16 protein-coding genes and 1 pseudogene are annotated in these 15,855 nt (G+C 38.6%); 2 read left to right on the top strand and 15 right to left on the bottom strand.

The features are described from left to right. Positions 1 to 28 precede the first annotated feature (28 nt). Positions 29 to 2,368: an ATP-dependent DNA helicase gene (locus HCJ55_RS08000; RefSeq protein WP_185517701.1), complete on the bottom strand. Its 2,340-nt coding sequence runs from the start codon at positions 2,366 to 2,368 to the stop codon at positions 29 to 31. 284 nt (positions 2,369 to 2,652) lie between these two features. Between HCJ55_RS08000 and HCJ55_RS08005 the strand changes: the two genes are divergently transcribed. After that, the gene (locus HCJ55_RS08005; RefSeq protein ID WP_185504164.1) at positions 2,653 to 3,324 is read left to right on the top strand and encodes a Crp/Fnr family transcriptional regulator; all 672 of its coding nucleotides are present in this window, start codon (positions 2,653 to 2,655) and stop codon (positions 3,322 to 3,324) included. 3 nt (positions 3,325 to 3,327) lie between these two features. On the opposite strand, the gene HCJ55_RS08010 is transcribed toward HCJ55_RS08005, so the two are convergent. Genes HCJ55_RS08010 through HCJ55_RS08020 form a run of 3 tightly spaced genes read right to left on the bottom strand, consistent with a single transcriptional unit; the run spans position 3,328 to position 5,744 of the window. After that, the gene (locus HCJ55_RS08010) at positions 3,328 to 4,134 is read right to left on the bottom strand and encodes a metal ABC transporter permease (RefSeq protein WP_185517702.1); all 807 of its coding nucleotides are present in this window, start codon (positions 4,132 to 4,134) and stop codon (positions 3,328 to 3,330) included. Beyond that, a complete protein-coding gene (locus HCJ55_RS08015; protein WP_008946558.1) occupies positions 4,083 to 4,787 on the bottom strand; it encodes a metal ABC transporter ATP-binding protein in 705 nt (234 codons plus the stop codon). The genes HCJ55_RS08010 and HCJ55_RS08015 overlap by 52 nt, the downstream gene beginning before the upstream one ends. Before the next feature lie 12 nt (positions 4,788 to 4,799). Beyond that, positions 4,800 to 5,744: a metal ABC transporter substrate-binding protein gene (locus tag HCJ55_RS08020; RefSeq protein WP_185517703.1), complete on the bottom strand. Its 945-nt coding sequence runs from the start codon at positions 5,742 to 5,744 to the stop codon at positions 4,800 to 4,802. A 222-nt stretch (positions 5,745 to 5,966) separates the two neighbouring features. Between HCJ55_RS08020 and HCJ55_RS08025 the strand changes: the two genes are divergently transcribed. Then, the gene (locus HCJ55_RS08025) at positions 5,967 to 7,622 is read left to right on the top strand and encodes a peptide ABC transporter substrate-binding protein (protein ID WP_185517704.1); all 1,656 of its coding nucleotides are present in this window, start codon (positions 5,967 to 5,969) and stop codon (positions 7,620 to 7,622) included. 62 nt (positions 7,623 to 7,684) lie between these two features. Here HCJ55_RS08025 and HCJ55_RS08030 read toward each other — a convergent pair whose 3' ends face one another. From HCJ55_RS08030 to HCJ55_RS08080, 11 genes and pseudogenes are all read right to left on the bottom strand, one after another. Next, entirely contained in the window at positions 7,685 to 8,092 is a 408-nt protein-coding gene (locus HCJ55_RS08030; protein ID WP_008946554.1) for a contact-dependent growth inhibition system immunity protein, read from the bottom strand. A 119-nt stretch (positions 8,093 to 8,211) separates the two neighbouring features. Beyond that, entirely contained in the window at positions 8,212 to 8,577 is a 366-nt protein-coding gene (locus HCJ55_RS08035) for a hypothetical protein (protein WP_008946553.1), read from the bottom strand. 326 nt (positions 8,578 to 8,903) lie between these two features. Continuing rightward, positions 8,904 to 9,224: pseudogene (locus tag HCJ55_RS13915) on the bottom strand (T7SS effector LXG polymorphic toxin); the annotation flags it as partial. A gap of 95 nt (positions 9,225 to 9,319) precedes the next feature. Further along, on the bottom strand, positions 9,320 to 9,670 hold the full coding sequence (locus HCJ55_RS08045; protein WP_185517705.1) for a dihydroorotate dehydrogenase (quinone): 351 nt from the start codon (positions 9,668 to 9,670) through the stop codon (positions 9,320 to 9,322). After that, positions 9,670 to 10,107, bottom strand: coding sequence for a hypothetical protein (locus tag HCJ55_RS08050; protein ID WP_014931075.1), 438 nt, complete (start codon positions 10,105 to 10,107; stop codon positions 9,670 to 9,672). The genes HCJ55_RS08045 and HCJ55_RS08050 overlap by 1 nt, the downstream gene beginning before the upstream one ends. Positions 10,108 to 10,118: 11 nt before the next feature. Then, entirely contained in the window at positions 10,119 to 11,426 is a 1,308-nt protein-coding gene (locus tag HCJ55_RS08055; RefSeq protein ID WP_185517706.1) for a T7SS effector LXG polymorphic toxin, read from the bottom strand. After that, positions 11,423 to 11,791 carry a DNA double-strand break repair Rad50 ATPase gene (locus HCJ55_RS08060; RefSeq protein WP_185517707.1) on the bottom strand — a complete coding sequence of 123 codons (369 nt, stop codon included), beginning with the start codon at positions 11,789 to 11,791 and terminating at the stop codon, positions 11,423 to 11,425. Before HCJ55_RS08060 ends, HCJ55_RS08055 begins: the two co-directional genes overlap by 4 nt. Further along, positions 11,792 to 12,076 carry a DUF3130 domain-containing protein gene (locus tag HCJ55_RS08065; protein WP_185517708.1) on the bottom strand — a complete coding sequence of 95 codons (285 nt, stop codon included), beginning with the start codon at positions 12,074 to 12,076 and terminating at the stop codon, positions 11,792 to 11,794. A 198-nt stretch (positions 12,077 to 12,274) separates the two neighbouring features. Next, positions 12,275 to 13,168, bottom strand: coding sequence for an ABC transporter permease (locus tag HCJ55_RS08070; RefSeq protein ID WP_008946540.1), 894 nt, complete (start codon positions 13,166 to 13,168; stop codon positions 12,275 to 12,277). A 10-nt stretch (positions 13,169 to 13,178) separates the two neighbouring features. Continuing rightward, positions 13,179 to 14,129 carry an ABC transporter permease gene (locus tag HCJ55_RS08075; protein ID WP_003724034.1) on the bottom strand — a complete coding sequence of 317 codons (951 nt, stop codon included), beginning with the start codon at positions 14,127 to 14,129 and terminating at the stop codon, positions 13,179 to 13,181. Positions 14,130 to 14,231: 102 nt separating this feature from the next. After that, positions 14,232 to 15,806 (bottom strand): ABC transporter substrate-binding protein, encoded by a 1,575-nt coding sequence (locus tag HCJ55_RS08080; protein ID WP_185504174.1) that lies wholly within the window; start codon positions 15,804 to 15,806, stop codon positions 14,232 to 14,234. Between the last annotated feature and the right edge of the window lie 49 nt (positions 15,807 to 15,855).

A 15,855-nucleotide genomic window follows, 5' to 3' on the forward strand; every position in this document is an offset into this window, starting at 1 on the left:
GACTAATTACTTCTATTCTACTAGAAAATCAGCTATTCCGCCAAAATCCATTCACTTCTTGGGAAATCTCGGTCGTGCTCTTCACTGTTTTCGCATGATTCCAGTGCGCTGGAAATAGTGCTCTATATCGGTCGGCGGAAAAACGTTCTTCTATGAGTAACACAACCCCGCGGTCCGATTCTCCGCGAATGACTCGCCCAACCGCTTGAAGCACTTTATTCATTCCCGGTATTTGGTAGGCGTAATCAAATCCCCGACCAAGCGTTTTATTATAATAGTCTTTAATCAAATCAGATTCATGATTCAGTTGTGCTAGACCTACGCCAACAATCGCCGCGCCAACTAGCCGCTCACCCCGAAGGTCGATACCCTCTGAAAAAACGCCGCCTAACACGCAAAAACCAATTAAAGTTTCTTCATTTCCAGCTTGAAACCCTTCCAAAAAATGCTCTCGTTGCGCTTCATCCATTGAGTTTTCTTGTTTTTGCAAGCGGATATTTGGATATTTCTCTTTAAATAAGTCGTATACATTTTCGAGATATAGAAATGATGGGAAGAAAAATAAGTAGTTTCCTGTTTTCCCAGCAGCTAGAGCATATAGAGCATCGACAACAGCCTCTAGACTAGCTTCGCGCATTTGATATTTTGTGCTTATATAATTAGCCACAAGCAAGTGCATATTTTTTTGTTTAAAAGGGGAAGCGAACATCATTCGGCTCGTATCTTTTTCCCCGCCGAGCACATTCGTATAGTAATCGATTGGCCGAAGTGTCGCTGAAAAGAGCACCGAGCTACTGCCTAGTTTTAGCTTTTCTGATAATAAGAACGACGGGTCCAAACATAGCTGTTTTACTTCTAAATCACCACGACTTCTTGTCACTTGTGTCACGTAACGCTCATCATAAAATTCCGCAATCGCTATATATCTCAAGCTTTCAAAGTACAGTTCTAACACATCCGCTTGCGACTCTGACTGGGTATTTTGCGGTAGCCATTCTTTCGCTACAAACGTGAATTTCACTACGGCATCGTTCCAATCTGCCAACTTTTCTTTTTCGACGTAAATGGTTTCGCCTAATTCTGTTAGTTTTTTATTGAGTGCAATCAGCTCTTTATTCATCGCGTTTATGGCGTTTAGTAGTCGTTTATTTGCTTTTTTATCCAAGCCACGTTTCACTTGTAGCACCATTGATTTTCGCAGTGTGGCAGAGTACATCGAGCGAGCACGGTCTACTAAGTTGTGCACCTCATCTACTAGAAATGTGTACTTCCCCGGCCCTTCCGCAAAAAAGCGTTTCAAATAAACGACCGGGTCAAATAAATAATTATAATCGCAAACAATTACATCACAAAAAAGTGCCACATCCAGCGATAATTCAAATGGACAAAGTGTATATTTTCGGGCGTATTCCTCTACAACTGTCCGAGTAATCGCTTCTTCGGACTGCAACATATCAAATAAACCTTCATTCAAACGATCATAATAACCTCGCGCAAATTGGCAATGGTCCGGCTCACATTTTCGTTCATCTAAAAAGCATATCTTATCTTTCGCAGTAATCGTCACGCTTCTGGCAGCCAAACCTTTACGTCGCATTTCATCAAGCGCATCTTCGGCAACTTGCCGTGTAATTGTTTTTGCAGTGAAGTAGAAAAGTTTATCGGTCTTCCCTTCACCCATTGCTTTGACACCTGGAAACAAAGTCGACATCGTTTTGCCAATGCCGGTGGGAGCTTCACAAAACAAACCTTCTTCCGAGGAGACGGTCCGGTACACCGCAATCGCTAGCTCTCTTTGCCCACTTCTATAGCTGTCATATGGAAAAGTTAATTCTTGAATCGTTTTATTTCGCTTCATTTCCCAAGCTGCCGCCGCCTTTGCCCAAACCGCATATTTGGAAAGTAAGTCATCTACAAAATCAGTCATTTCCGCGCGGCTCATCACGCGTTGAAATTGTTTTACTTCTTTATCAGTCACTTGATAATACGTTAATTGCAGCGTAACTTCTGGCAAATCCGACTTTTCAGCGAGCATAAAACCGTAACAAATCAGCTGTGCCCAATGGAGTGGGCGAAAATCTTCAGTAATTTCTTCCATTGGTGTTTCGGTAGTTTTAATTTCATCTATCATTTGTTCGTTAATAATGCCGTCCGCACGACCATCAAGCGAAAATGTAACCCCGTCCACTTCCCTGTCAATGCTTAACCGCACTTCTGCAACGTATTCTTCTCCCGCTTCTTTTTGGAGTAATTGATGAATTTTGGTTCCTTCCAAGGCGCGGTCTGAACTGGTCATTCGGCTGTCAATGCTACCACTTCTCTGAACAAACTCGACTAAACGCCTCACTGAAATCTGCACTTTTTCCATCAATAAGCCTCCCTTTCAATCCAGTTGAATTATAACACAGAACGTACATTCGTATCAATTCGATATAAAATACTATTTTTGGACTTTTTCAACAAAACAGTTTAACCCCTATACTCCAGTGGTCAAATGCTACTTTTTTCTTAAAAATAGACTTCTATATGTTGAAAAAATTCACATTTTGGAAACATTTATCCGTAAAACACTACTATACTGCATACAACGCCTCTTCAGCATTCTGATACAATTATGTTTACAAAAGACTTGAACAAGATTGGAGAAACGTCATGCCAAAGACTTTATATAATTACCAAGAATTCATTCGTCTGTCCCATGAAGGAAAAATTGCATATGAAAAAGTAGAGGTACCAAAAAACGCCAGCTTGTTAACCGACAAAGATGACGTGGATAATTACATTTATCTTATAGTTGATGGATACGTTGCTTTGCTTTTGAATGATGGTAAAGAGCACTCGAAAATTTATTCTATTCAAGGCAAAGGAACATTTTTAAATTATTTTACGTTACTGGATCAAAGTAATAATCGCTTTAATTTTAAAACGCTCGCTAAATGCTCGCTTTATAAGTATTCCAAAGCAGATATGTCTTATTTTCTTTCGATGTTCCCTGAGAATTTCGGATTTCAATTTTTCATAATGAAAAACCAGACTACCCATGTTTACTTTAAAAGTTTAATGGCAAGTAGTCCGGCTTCTGAAAAACTTAAAATCACTTTTTCGAATATGGGTTTGCTTCATGGTTTTCCTCAAGAAGATGGGACCGTTGTACTGCCTCAAGCAATTAAAACAAGCCATTTACTTTCTTATAGCAACCTTTCGAAAAGCTGTTTTTACAAGGATTTACAACATCTCAAACTAACAAATCAGATTGAAAAGAAAGATAAGAATTGGGTTATTCGTAGTAAAGAATTGTATACACTATTGCTACAATCTATCTAAAAATCATTTGCGCACCACTTTTAAAACAAGTGTTGAAATAACGAAAAGCACAATAAACATGAGTGTAATCGTTGCGCCTGGTGGGGTTCCTAATTGGTAAGAGGAAACAAGACCCGAAAACATTCCAACTAAACCAATTAGAATAGCACTAATGACACACATCAGGAACCCTTTTGAAATGCGCATACCGATTGCAGCTGGCAGTATAATGAGCGCTGATACTAGTAAGGCTCCGGCTATTGGCATAATGACCGCAATCGCAATCCCAGTCACTACACTGAATAACAGCGAAATCAAACGCACCGGAACTCCTTCTGCAACCGCCACATCTTCACTGAAAGTAAGCACAAACATAAACCGTTTAAACACTAAGAACAACACTACAATAGCCACTCCTAAAATGACCAACAACTGCACTTGCGCCTTACTTATTGTCACAATCGAGCCAAATAAGTATTGTTGCACACTCGTTGTCATTCCACCTTGATCCAAACTCATCAGAACAAGCGCGACAGCAAGTCCCCCAGCCATTAATATCGCAATCGATAACTCCGAATAAGTTGCATAAACCCCTCGCAAATACTCAATTCCAAGCGCCGCAATCACAACTACAATCAGCGTCGTGATACTTGGATTCACATTTAAAATCAACCCAAAAGCAACGCCCGCAAGCGATACATGCGACAACGTGTCAGCCATAAGTGACTGTCTGCGTATAATTAAGAAAACGCCTAAAAGAGGTGCAATAATAGCAATAATCATTGATGCTTGGAAGGCTCTTTGCATAAATCCATAGAGAAACATTTCCATGATACATCCTCCTTTCTAATCAGGCGAATATGCTTATCAACATAATCTTCCATTTCTTCGCTATCATGTGTTACCATCAAAATCGCTTTATTATGAACTTGCGCTTCATGCTTCAATAAATCATAAAAGCGAATTTTACTATTTTTATCCATCGCAGTTTGCGGTTCATCCAAAATCAAGATATCCGGGTCAGTTGCGAACATTCGCGCCAAACAAATCCGCTGCTTTTGACCGCCAGATAGCTCGCCGATACGTTTATGACGGAAATCCCACATTTCTACAGATTTCAGTGCTTTTTCGACATGCGCATGGTCTTTTGCAGTCAGCCGTTTGAACCATTTATCATTTGGAAAGCGCCCGGATCTCACTAATTCTAGAACCGTACTTGGAAAACCAGCATTAAATGATGCAATTTGCTGTGGTACATAACCTGTTAAAAGTCGCCCGCCATCTGCATTCTTTTTCGCAAAAGTAACTGAACCTTTATCCGGATGCAAAATTCCCAAAATAATACGGAGCAGTGTTGATTTAGCTGCTCCGTTTTCTCCTGTTAGTATGATGAATTCTCCCGCACTCACTTGAAATGAAATATTTTCAAGCACTGGCTCGGATTCATATTTAAAACCAATATTGGCTATATCGATATATTTCATTTGATCGCTTCCTTATTTAATTGTTTTTTGCAAAGCTTGTAAATTTTGTTCCATATAAGCAATGTAATCCATGCCTTTTTTCTGTTCTTTATCGGTGATTCCTTCGATTGGACTTAGTACTTCTAGTTTTGCGCCAGTTTCGTTAGCGAGGGTTTCTGCTACTTTTGGTGATGCTACTTCTTCAAAATAAATGGTACTGATGTTGTTTTCTTTTACGTATTTTTGCAGTTCGGCTAATCGCGCTGGACTCGGCTCTTGGTCAGGTGAAAGACCGGCAATTGCGACTTGATGTAAGTCATATTCTTTTGCTAAATATTGGAATGCTGCGTGTTGAGTTACGAAATCGCGTTGTTTCGCGCCTTCAAAAGCTGTTTTAAACTTATTATCGAGTGTTTTTAATTTGTCAGTATAGTTTTCTGCGTTCTTTTTGTATGTATCTGCATTTGTTTTATCCGCTTTTGCTAGACCGTTCTGGATGTTAGCCACTTCTTGTTGTGCTAGGACTGGGCTTAACCATACGTGTGGATCATGCTCGTGATGGTGGCCTTCTTCGTGGTCATGATCGTGGTCTTCCTCTTCTTCCGTACCTTCCGCGAGCTCAATTCCCTTACTAGCATCAATCACGGTTATTTTTTTCGAGTCTAGGCTTTTAAGTACGCTCGGCACCCATGTTTCCATGTCTTCGCTGTTATACACGAACACATCTGCCGCTTCGATTTTAGCAATATCTTTCGCACTCGGCTCGTAATCATGCGGTTCTGTTCTGGCGTCAATCAGCATTTCAATCGAAGCATTATCTCCAGCCACATTTTTGGTAAAATCATACATCGGGTAAAAAGTTGTCACTACTTTGAGTTTATCCTTATCCCCACTTACTTTATCGCTACCAGCGCCACATCCCGCCAAAACGAAAACGAACGCCAACACTGTTACAACTAAAAACGACCATTTCTTCATACAATCTCTCCTTTTTCGTAATGATTACGATTTAAAATCTAAAACCGCGCTATGTAAAATTTGATTACGCATCGTAAAACGTAACCATTCTTATTTGCAAGCAATATCTTATCATGAGATTTTTTTTGCGTCAAGCTGTTTTTTTGTCAAACTATTAATTTGACTTATCTTATCGGAATACTTATAATAACGATAAATACACAGATAGAAGGGGAGAAAATCATGCATTTTTTAAAGAAAACATTGCCTATTTTTGCCATTTTGACAGTACTTTTACTCACAGCATGCGGAAATGACAATGAAAAATCTACGACAAAAACTTCCCCGGACAAAATTAAATTTCTTGAAACCAGTGAATTACTGACTTTAAATACGACAGCTGAGGAAGACTTTGCTAGCTTTACCGCACAAAACCAAGTCTTCGAGGGATTATACACACTTGATCAAAAAGATAACTTTGTTCCTGGGGTTGCTGATGGAATGCCAGAAATCAGCGCTGACCAAACGAAATATACCATTAAATTAAAGAAAAACGCGAAATGGTCTGATGGTTCCCAAGTAACCGCTGATGATTTCGTCTATGCGTGGCGCCGTGCCGTTGATCCAAAAACCGCACCGGGCTACTCCGCGCTTTTCAAAGATTCGATTAAAAACGCCACTGAAATTAATGAAGGCAAATTACCTGTAACTGATCTTGGTGTCGTTGCAACAGATCCAACGACGCTAGAAATCACACTTAAAAAACCAGTTCCATACTTCATTTCACTCCTTTCTTTTGAAACATTTTTCCCACAAAAAGAAAGTTATGTGAAAAAACAAGGCGATAAATATGGTACAGATAGTGCGCATACTTTATACAATGGCCCTTTTGTCATGAAGGATTGGGGCGGTAACATTACGAATAAATGGACTTACGCAAAAAACGACCAATATTGGGACAAAGATAATGTCAAAGTAAATGAAATTGACGTGCAAGTCGCGAAAGATATTAACGCCGGCGTGAACCTTTATAATACGAACGGTGCCGACCGCGCGCCACTTTCAGGCGATTTCGCTAAACAATATAAAGATAAAAAAGATTTCCTAACTGAGAAAGATGCGCTGATAAGTTATTTGCGTATGAACCAAAAACGTGACGGTAAAACGACTCCGCTTGCGAACAATTCCTTGCGTCACGCACTTAATTTAGCCGTCGATAAACAGCAATTAACTGACCGAATTCTCGGCGATGGTTCCTTCCCAGCAAACGGACTTCTTCCAAAAGATTTCGTCCAAAACCCAACAACAGGCGCTGATTTCCGCACAGATAGCGGCGACCATTTAGTTTATAATAAAGAAGAAGCTTTAAAATATTGGAAACAAGCACAAAAAGAACTTGGCACTGACAAAGTAACGATTGAACTGCTCGGCGATGACCAAGAAACAACGAAAACCATTTTCGCTTATTTGAAAGCGCAGTTTGAAGATAATTTACCAGGCGTGACAATTAAAGTGAAAAATATGCCTTCGAAGAGCGCGACACAGCTAACTTCTGATGGTAATTATGACTTGTCACTGGCTGCTTGGATGCCTGACTTTAAGGATCCGTGGACGTATAGTAGTTTATTCTTATCTGATTACTTTAATAACCATATGAGCTACAACAGTCCCGCTTATGATAAGCTTGTAAAATCGACGGATACAACACTTGCGACGAAGCCAGAAGAACGTTGGAATGCTTTTGTAGCTTCCGAGAAAGTTCTGCTTGATGATGACGCGGCGATTTTACCACTTTATCAACATCAAACAGCGGTGTTGCAACGTACGGATATTACGGGCGTGCAGAAACATGCTTTTGGTTCGCCTTATAGTTATAAGTTTATTCGGGTGGAGAAATAGAGGACTGATTAGCAGTTTGGAAAAACCCAGCAATTATGTAATTGCTGGGTTTTTATTTCTTTTCATAAATTAGCTACTTTATCTTTAAACTTCGCATATCTAAATAGGAATTCCTCTTTTTCAGTTTCAAAATCCCACAAGATTTCGTTAATTTGATTATCCATATAAGGTATTAATTTTTGCAACTCCTCTTTGTAAGCTACCAATTTATCGACCGAGATTCCTGCTAGCTGTTCTAAAAATTGTCCATCCCACATTTCTCCAGCTAATGGGTCTATTTTAATGAATTCAATCGCTTTTTCTATAGCTAAATCCTCTAGTTCTTGTTGCAAAAGCATCGTATATACATCATTTTCAGTAATTTCGCCTCTAGTTTTATTCAACAATGATTTTAGCCACTTATTGTATTTTTCATTATCAATAGAAAAAGAGTCATCTATATGATAGATATCCTTTATTTTTTGATCCAATTTTGTATACCTCCATAATCATCAGTAAAGAATATGCCACTCAAAATATTAGACACTAGCACTTCTGCGATAATCTCGAGCTAAGAGGGCTGCACTATACGTGTTCATTGATTCTAAGTCTAAAACTCCTCATATCTCAGGACATCTTTTATATTCCTCAGTAAAAAAGTAAAGTCTTCAAGCGAACATTCTATTCGAGTAAGCTCTTTATCCACTCCATTTTCTTCGCTAACTGCGTCAATTATTAAGACTTTACGATTAGAACTAGAAATCAAATATTGATTTCCTTCTATAAATAAACCTGAATAAATTCCACCATCATACAGAATATCTTGAAATTTACCCATTTTCTCTTGATTGTTACTTTTTACAAAATCAATGGTTTCTTCTATATTGTCTGAATCTATTTCAGATAATAGAAAATCTTTAATTTTACTAACTTGTTGTTTGTTGTATTTAGACATAATACTATCTATATTATTCATATTAATCTCCACCTTCTTCATGGTGCCGGAACTGGATATACAGTCCACACATTATTTAATTCATCATATACAATTTTAATATGCGACTCGCCTTTTGTTCCAACATTTTTTTCCGTATCTATTATTGCAGAATAAGATTTTTGCCTTTGACTTCCTAGGCCATTATCTTCAATTTTTTTGACTTTACCATTTTTCAATGCATCTTGTACTATCAAATTAGCCTCTTCTGAGGTTTCTGCATCAAACTTTCTTGCACGCTTTGCCGTAGAATTACGTAAATGCTTGTCTTTAACTACAAAGTCTTTAATATTAACACTCTGCAGAAAATCAATTCTATTGACATTCCTTCTTCTATCCAACCACTTCTTAGGAATCTTAATCTTCTTCCCTTTATACCCACCACCAGCGTAGTAAAAGATAACGCCACTTATAATACTAAACCCTTGCGCCTTACTTATCTCTTGCCCAGTAACCGGGCCTACCCCTTCTTTCACCGATTGAATAACCGCCTGCAACAACTCTGCTTCTTCCTGTGCTTCATTGCTTTCATGCGGCATTTCCCCACCGAGCACAGCAGAATTATACGCGTTCGTTGCTTCTACGTCTACTATACCATTTTTCATTAACACCCACATTTGGCCACAGTATGGAGAATGATTGGAATGAGTTAACTTTAAATGTCAAAAAGTATTGAATAAAACAAAGGGAACCTTTATATAAACTAAAGGTTCCCTTTGTTTTATTAAGAATACTCTATAAAAATTTCGCCATCTAAGTTATCTTTTAATAACTTAATTAGTTTCATCATAATCTCTTGTGTCACATTGTCCAATACTTTTATATCGATTGTTCCAAATTGTTCCAAGGCTTTTTTGTTGTTTGGAATCACCCAAGGGCTTTCATCATACCAACCTTCATATAAATGATAATAATATGCTAAGGAAGCCCATCTACCATCAACTGGACTAAATTCATTCATAATATTATCAAAGTAGCCTTCCCACATTTCTATACCTGTTTTTTCACCATTTATATAAGTATAAAAGTCAATTTCTGGATACCCTTCGAAACCTGTATAATAATTTTTCAACATCAAGTTATTTCCGCTTTAATTGCAATTAATTCTGTATCATTAACATAAAAAGTAAGTTTTTCAGAAATAATTTCTTTATCGTATTTATACATATTACTAAAATATAGTATAAAATAATCACCATGGTTAAAAACTCTTACTTTTGGAATAAAAGCTTCGTTCTCAATAATATCAGTATCAATCATCGGAAATCCATTTTGTACTACAGTATTTTTTTCTTCCCATAAGGTGATTAAATTATCTGTTTGTGCGGGAAAAATGCACTCTATCTCCCCGATTACCCCTTCATCATTCAACCACATCATAACGTTACTTCCTAATCTGTAGGTGTAGAAATTGTCATTCATTTTTTCAGTTACAATATCAAAATTTTTAATTTCATCTATAAAATAAACTTCACTTTTTATTGTTTGTGGTAATATTTTTTTTATTTTCAAAATTATACTCCTTACTGTTTAAATTTTTGAGGCCATATTCCAACAACTGTATTTGTTTCAGGGTTAACAAATACAGAAGTTCCAGTTTTTTCATTTACATATTTTACGCTTCCAGGTTCTGATGGCACTGGTTTATTACTTAGTGCTTCAATGATATCATCAGGCATAATATCTTTTCTACCAGATTTGAAAAGTGAATTATAAGCATGTTGATTGAACTTTGTTCCATTAGGGAAACCGTTTTTTAAAACTTCATCAAATTGAGTTCTTCTTAATGCTCTTAGATAAGGTTTACCATTAGCACTATATATTACTTTTTGAGTGCCGTTTTTGTTTCTAATTTCCCATAAATCGTGATTAGAAATACTGATTTTCTTTCCTCTGTATCTACCAGCAGTATATGTAAATGCTAGTCCACTCAGAATAGATATAACGTGTACGCTACTTATATCTACTCCAGTAATAGGATCTTTTTTGTTTTTCAGTGATTCTAGTACTGCCTTTAATTGTTCCGCATCTTGTTCTGGGGCATTCCCATCATGTGGTAATTCTCCGTTAAGCACGGCGGCATTGTAAGCGTTCGTTGCTTCTACATCTACTATACCATTTTTCATTAACACCCACATTTGACCGCGGTACGTTTTTTGATATTCGTCAAAATTAAATGTTTTTGCGTTGTCGTTTAATGCTTTTCCTAAGGCGTTTTGCATCCGGCTCACGGTGGTGAAATTCAGTTTGCTCATATCATAGGTGCCGGTTTTACTGTTAAATTGAATGTTCGACTGGAGTTCGCGAATGGTTTGCTGAATTCCTTGGACTAAATCTGTTAAATTATCAAAAAAGCCGCCATGACTTTGTTCAAAAGCCAAGTATTTCTCTAAGATATTTTCCTGTTTGTAGGCGATGCTTAGCTGGGAACGATAGCTCTGCATCTGTCCTTCCGTTCCTGTGTTCATTCGCTGGGCTAGTGCTTCTTTTTTCGCTTCAATACAATCAATCATCTTCCCGAGTTCATATAAACCGTCCGCATCAATTCTTGCATCAGCCGAACCATCCACTTGGGCGTGAAAATCGGCTATATATTGCGCTAATCTTTCTTCACTTTCGTTCATGGCTTCGATTATCGCATCGCATAATGGGAAATAGGTCATTTGGTAATAATTTTTCGATGCGTCAATTGCTTTTCCTTTTAAACTGCCATCTTCGGTATAGTTTTTCACGGCATTTTTGATGTCTTTAATGCTTTTTCTCGCTGCTTCATTGGCTGTATGTAGTTGGTACGCGAAGGTTTGTATTTCTCCGATGTCAATTCGGCTCACTGTGACAACTCCTTTCGCAGACCTTGTTGTTGATTTTCTAATTGGTAAATACTTTTTCGGCAAGCGGTGATTTTTTGTTGGCATTCCTCTTCATTTGCTTGGATTTTTTTATGCCACATCTGTTTCTCTTCTTCCAGTAAATCTGCCAAATAGTAGCCGAAACTTCTCGATTCTGCACCTTGCCAAACTTCGCGCAAAAGTTCCAGCGACTCCCGTTCTTCTTGGTGAACACGCGCAACATCTTCCGCTAACCACTCTTGTTCATTTTGTTGTCGTTGTAAATCTTGCAAAAAATCTTCGGCCGCGGATTGTTCTTTTTTCAGCAGTTGCAATTGCGCCTCCGCTTGCTGGCTCTTTGCATCCATTTATTTACCCCCCAATCCCATGCTCCGTTCAAGCTCTTGGTCTTTACGAGTAAATGATGCGCCTAATTCTTTCAATCTTTTGGTATCCGTTCCTACCACATTTTGAAAATTGTCCACGGCGTCTACCAAGTCAAACAATGCTGTTCGAAAATGGTTGATGGAATTGGCTTGGCTATAGGCCATATTGCCACCTTTCATCGGTAAATATTCGGCTGATTTCCCTTTAGACTCTAACTTTGTTGCGTACTTTGTTAATGTTGCTTCTTTAACTTTTATTTCACTCATTTCTGCGCCTCATCTCTGTCTATAATAATGAAACCTTATCCCTTAATTATAGCATCGCACGCATTCTTATTTTGTGAGCGTTTTGTGAATTTATCCTTTGAAAATTGGCTGAAACACGTTTTTTACGCTTCTACTTTAAGTACATTTTCTTAAAAAAACAAAAAAACACTTTGACTAAAAATCAAAGTGCTTTCAAATTTAATATCTACGTGACAAACCTTTTCTCAGCACGTCGCCAAGTACGTTAAATGAAAGAATCGTCATTAAAATTAATAATCCTGGGAAAAGCGCCAAGTAAGTTGCTTCGCCGACGTAACCTTGCGCATTGTTCAGCATGCTGCCCCACGAAGCGTTAGGTTGTTGAACGCCGAGGCCAAGGAAACTTAGTGCTGACTCGGTTAAAATGGCTGTAGCGACGTTTAATGAAGCTGCAACGACGATGGATGGCATCGCGTTTGGAATAATATGCTTGAACATAATGTGGAAAAATCCGCCACCCGATGACTTGGAGTACAAAATGAATTCACGTTCTTTTAGTGTCAGGGTTTCTGCCCGGACTATCCGCGCCACTTCCATCCAAGAAAGCAATCCGATAATGATAATAATGTTCGAAATTCCCGGTTTTAAGTACGCATTTAAAATCATTAGTAGGAAAAATGACGGAATCGACATGAAAATATCGAGAAAACGCATCACCATATTGTCAACGAAGCCACCAAAGTATCCACTAACTGTCCCAGCGAGCGTCCCAACGACAACGGCAATCATCATCGCAAACACACCAACAAGTAGCGAAACCCGGCCACCGTACAAGACACGCGTCAAGTAATCCCGACCATGGTCATCCGTCCCAAACCAGTGCGACGAATTTGGTGGCATCAGTTTGTCCTGAACGGAAAGAGCATTAGGGTCATAAGGCGAAAGGAACGCAAAAATACAAGCCACCGTGATAAGTATCAGCACACTCGTCGCAAAAACAGCGCGGCGGTCAGCAAGCATAAAGCGCCAAAAACTACGCTCTCGTGTTGCGTGAACCACTTCTGCATCCCGCTCGAAATCTTGCATTGTTTTTTTCGAAAAATCTAATCGCATCATGAACTCCTCACCCCATTTCCCTAATCCGCGGATCGACAATCATATAAGCTAAATCGGCCAGCAAGTTTCCGATAATTAATAACAGCGCTGAAAATAGTGTAATCGCCATAATAACTGGATAATCTAGTTGGAAAATCGCGTTAATTCCAAGCGAACCCATTCCCGGCCATGAAAAAATACTTTCGGTAATAAAAGCGCCTGTAATGACTTGCGGAAGTGACATCCCAAGTAGCGTTATGACTGGCAACAAGGAATTTTTCAAAACGTGATGCCCCATAATTTGTACTTTTGACAGCCCTTTTGCATAACCGAATAAAACATATTCTTCTTTTAATTGGTTAATGGTATTCGAACGGACGTAGCGATAGTATGCCGCGCACCCTTGGAAAGTCAGCGTTATAACCGGCAAAATTGCATGCTCCGCCATATCCCAAAAAGAGTCGACCCCAATCGTTCGCATTCCTAAACTCGGAAGCCAACCTAGCTGAATCGAAAATACATCTATTAAAATCATCCCAAACCAAAAAATCGGAATCGAAATCCCTATATAAGAAATCCCATTTAACACTTTATCAATCCACGTATTTTCATAATTCGCCGCAACCAAACCAAGTGGAATTGATAATAGTAGCGTTAGTACAAGCGAAGTTCCCACCAAACCAAGTGTCGCCGGAATTCTCTCTAAAATTTGTTGTAAAACTGGCTGGCTGTTCACAATCGAATAACCAAGATTCCCTTGCAACAAGTTTCCAAGCCAAATAAAGTACTGCACATAAATCGGTTGATCAAGTCCTAAGCTCTGTCTAATCCGCTCCACATCATCAGGATTCATATCAGGCGTAACAAAGGAATTCACGGGATCCCCGGGCGCTAATTTGATAAGGGCAAACGAAATAATCGAAATAATAAATAGCATCGGAATAATTTGCAATACGCGTTTTATGATTGTTTTTAGCATAATTTATCTCCTATCTAAAACACTAAAAATGACAAGTAAAAATCTGAACCTGCCAAAAAACAAGCATGGCAGGTCAGATTTTTCACGAATGATTTTTAATTATTATTCCGTTAAATATAATTTAGAAAGATCACGGAACATTGTTACTGGTTGTGGTGTTGCAGCTTTTTGTCCACCGTAACGGCTATCAAGAGCTAGCACTGCATTATCATAAGAAATTGGATAAATTACAGCGTCATCAGCAATTGTTTTTTGGATTTTTTCATAGATTTCTTGACGTTCTTTGTCGTCAGCAGTTACAGCACCTTTTTCCCAAAGTGCGTCTAGGTCTTTGTTGTGGTAGTTTGAGTAGTTGTAAGGCGCATCGCTTAGGTATAGGGATTTATATGCATCCGGATCGTTCCCCATGATATAACCATTTAGCGCGATCGAGTAATCTGCGTTTTTACGGTCAAGTGTGATGTTGCTAAGTGCATTTGGATCTGTTGGTTTCAAGTCCAGTGTCACGCCGATTTCTTTGTATTGTTGTTGCAAGTAAAGCGCGATACTTTCTTGTGATTTACTGTTGTTTAAATAGTAAACAGTTAGTTTTTGACTTGTATCAAAACCACTTTCTTTTACTAATTTTTTCGCTTTGGCAATGTCTTGGTCGTATGTTTCTACTTTATCAGTGAAATATTTCGTGTTTTCTGTTAGGAATGAGGAAGCTGGTTTTGCGTATTCATCTGAACCGTAAGCCGCATCAATGATTTCTTCACGGTCAAGCGCATAAGAAAGGGCTTGGCGAAGTTCTTTTGATTTAAGTGCTGGTTGGTTTTCGTTGAATGTCGCATAGCTTAAGCGATTTTCCGGGTAAGTGATAATGTTTACCGCGCTCGCTTTCTCTACTTTGTTTCTATCAGAAGGTTGAATAGATTTTAAGTTAATTTCACCATTTTGCAGTGCTAAATTAGCTGCGTTTTGGTCTTTTGTGATTCGGAAAGTAACTTTATCCAATTTCGGTTTGCCGTCAAAGTAGTCGTTGAATCTTTCTAAGGAAACGTATTCCCCTGTTTTGTATTCAACAAATTTGTACGGACCTGAGCCGATTGGATTTTTGTTTTTATCACTTTTCTCGATGTTTTCTACCCCTTCAAAAATGTGTTTTGGAATTGGGAAGAAAGTTTTAATTGTATTTTCAAAGGCTGGAGCAACAGTTGGTAATGTGAATTTCACCGTTGTGTCGTCTACTGCTTCTACTTTTACAGGTTTATCGTCAAAAACAAAGTTGCCGCGGTTCGGGCTGTTTTGTTTTGTATCTAAAATAGAATTAACAGTAAATACTACATCGTCTGCAGTTAAAGGTTTGCCGTCGTGCCAAGTTAAACCATCTTTTAGTTTCACAGTGTAAGTTAAGTTGTCATCTGAAATATCTAAGCTTTTTGCAAGTGCCGGTTTCCCGTCAACTTCCCAAAATAGCGGTGCGTATACAGCTTGTTGAATCGTTAATGTTACACGGTCAGAAGCGTAGTTAGGATTGATAACTTCTGGATCTCCTGTAACTCCGATAATAAGAGAGCCGCCGTCTTTCGCTTTGCCTGAACCGTTTGCTTTGTCTGAACTAGCGCCAGAACCTCCGCAAGCCGTTAACACCAAGGCAAAAACCGAGATAACCGCTACTAATAAAAATTTCTTCATCTAACAAAAACTCCCCTCTTTAAGCGCTAAAAAATAACGCTTCCTCTGT

This window comes from Listeria marthii, from assembly GCF_014227425.1.
GTDB lineage: Bacteria > Bacillota > Bacilli > Lactobacillales > Listeriaceae > Listeria > Listeria marthii.

Coding starts and splice junctions, on each gene's coding strand:
- HCJ55_RS08075 (WP_003724034.1), bottom strand. CDS start 14,129: ATGCTAAAAACAATCATAAAACGCGTATTGCAAATTATTCCGATGCTA.
- HCJ55_RS08020 (WP_185517703.1), bottom strand. CDS start 5,744: ATGAAGAAATGGTCGTTTTTAGTTGTAACAGTGTTGGCGTTCGTTTTC.
- HCJ55_RS08060 (WP_185517707.1), bottom strand. CDS start 11,791: ATGGATGCAAAGAGCCAGCAAGCGGAGGCGCAATTGCAACTGCTGAAA.
- HCJ55_RS08065 (WP_185517708.1), bottom strand. CDS start 12,076: ATGAGTGAAATAAAAGTTAAAGAAGCAACATTAACAAAGTACGCAACA.
- HCJ55_RS08025 (WP_185517704.1), top strand. CDS start 5,967: ATGCATTTTTTAAAGAAAACATTGCCTATTTTTGCCATTTTGACAGTA.
- HCJ55_RS08070 (WP_008946540.1), bottom strand. CDS start 13,168: ATGCGATTAGATTTTTCGAAAAAAACAATGCAAGATTTCGAGCGGGAT.
- HCJ55_RS08005 (WP_185504164.1), top strand. CDS start 2,653: ATGCCAAAGACTTTATATAATTACCAAGAATTCATTCGTCTGTCCCAT.
- HCJ55_RS08045 (WP_185517705.1), bottom strand. CDS start 9,670: ATGTTGAAAAATTATTATACAGGTTTCGAAGGGTATCCAGAAATTGAC.
- HCJ55_RS08000 (WP_185517701.1), bottom strand. CDS start 2,368: ATGGAAAAAGTGCAGATTTCAGTGAGGCGTTTAGTCGAGTTTGTTCAG.
- HCJ55_RS08035 (WP_008946553.1), bottom strand. CDS start 8,577: ATGAATAATATAGATAGTATTATGTCTAAATACAACAAACAACAAGTT.
- HCJ55_RS08010 (WP_185517702.1), bottom strand. CDS start 4,134: ATGGAAATGTTTCTCTATGGATTTATGCAAAGAGCCTTCCAAGCATCA.
- HCJ55_RS08080 (WP_185504174.1), bottom strand. CDS start 15,806: ATGAAGAAATTTTTATTAGTAGCGGTTATCTCGGTTTTTGCCTTGGTG.
- HCJ55_RS08015 (WP_008946558.1), bottom strand. CDS start 4,787: ATGAAATATATCGATATAGCCAATATTGGTTTTAAATATGAATCCGAG.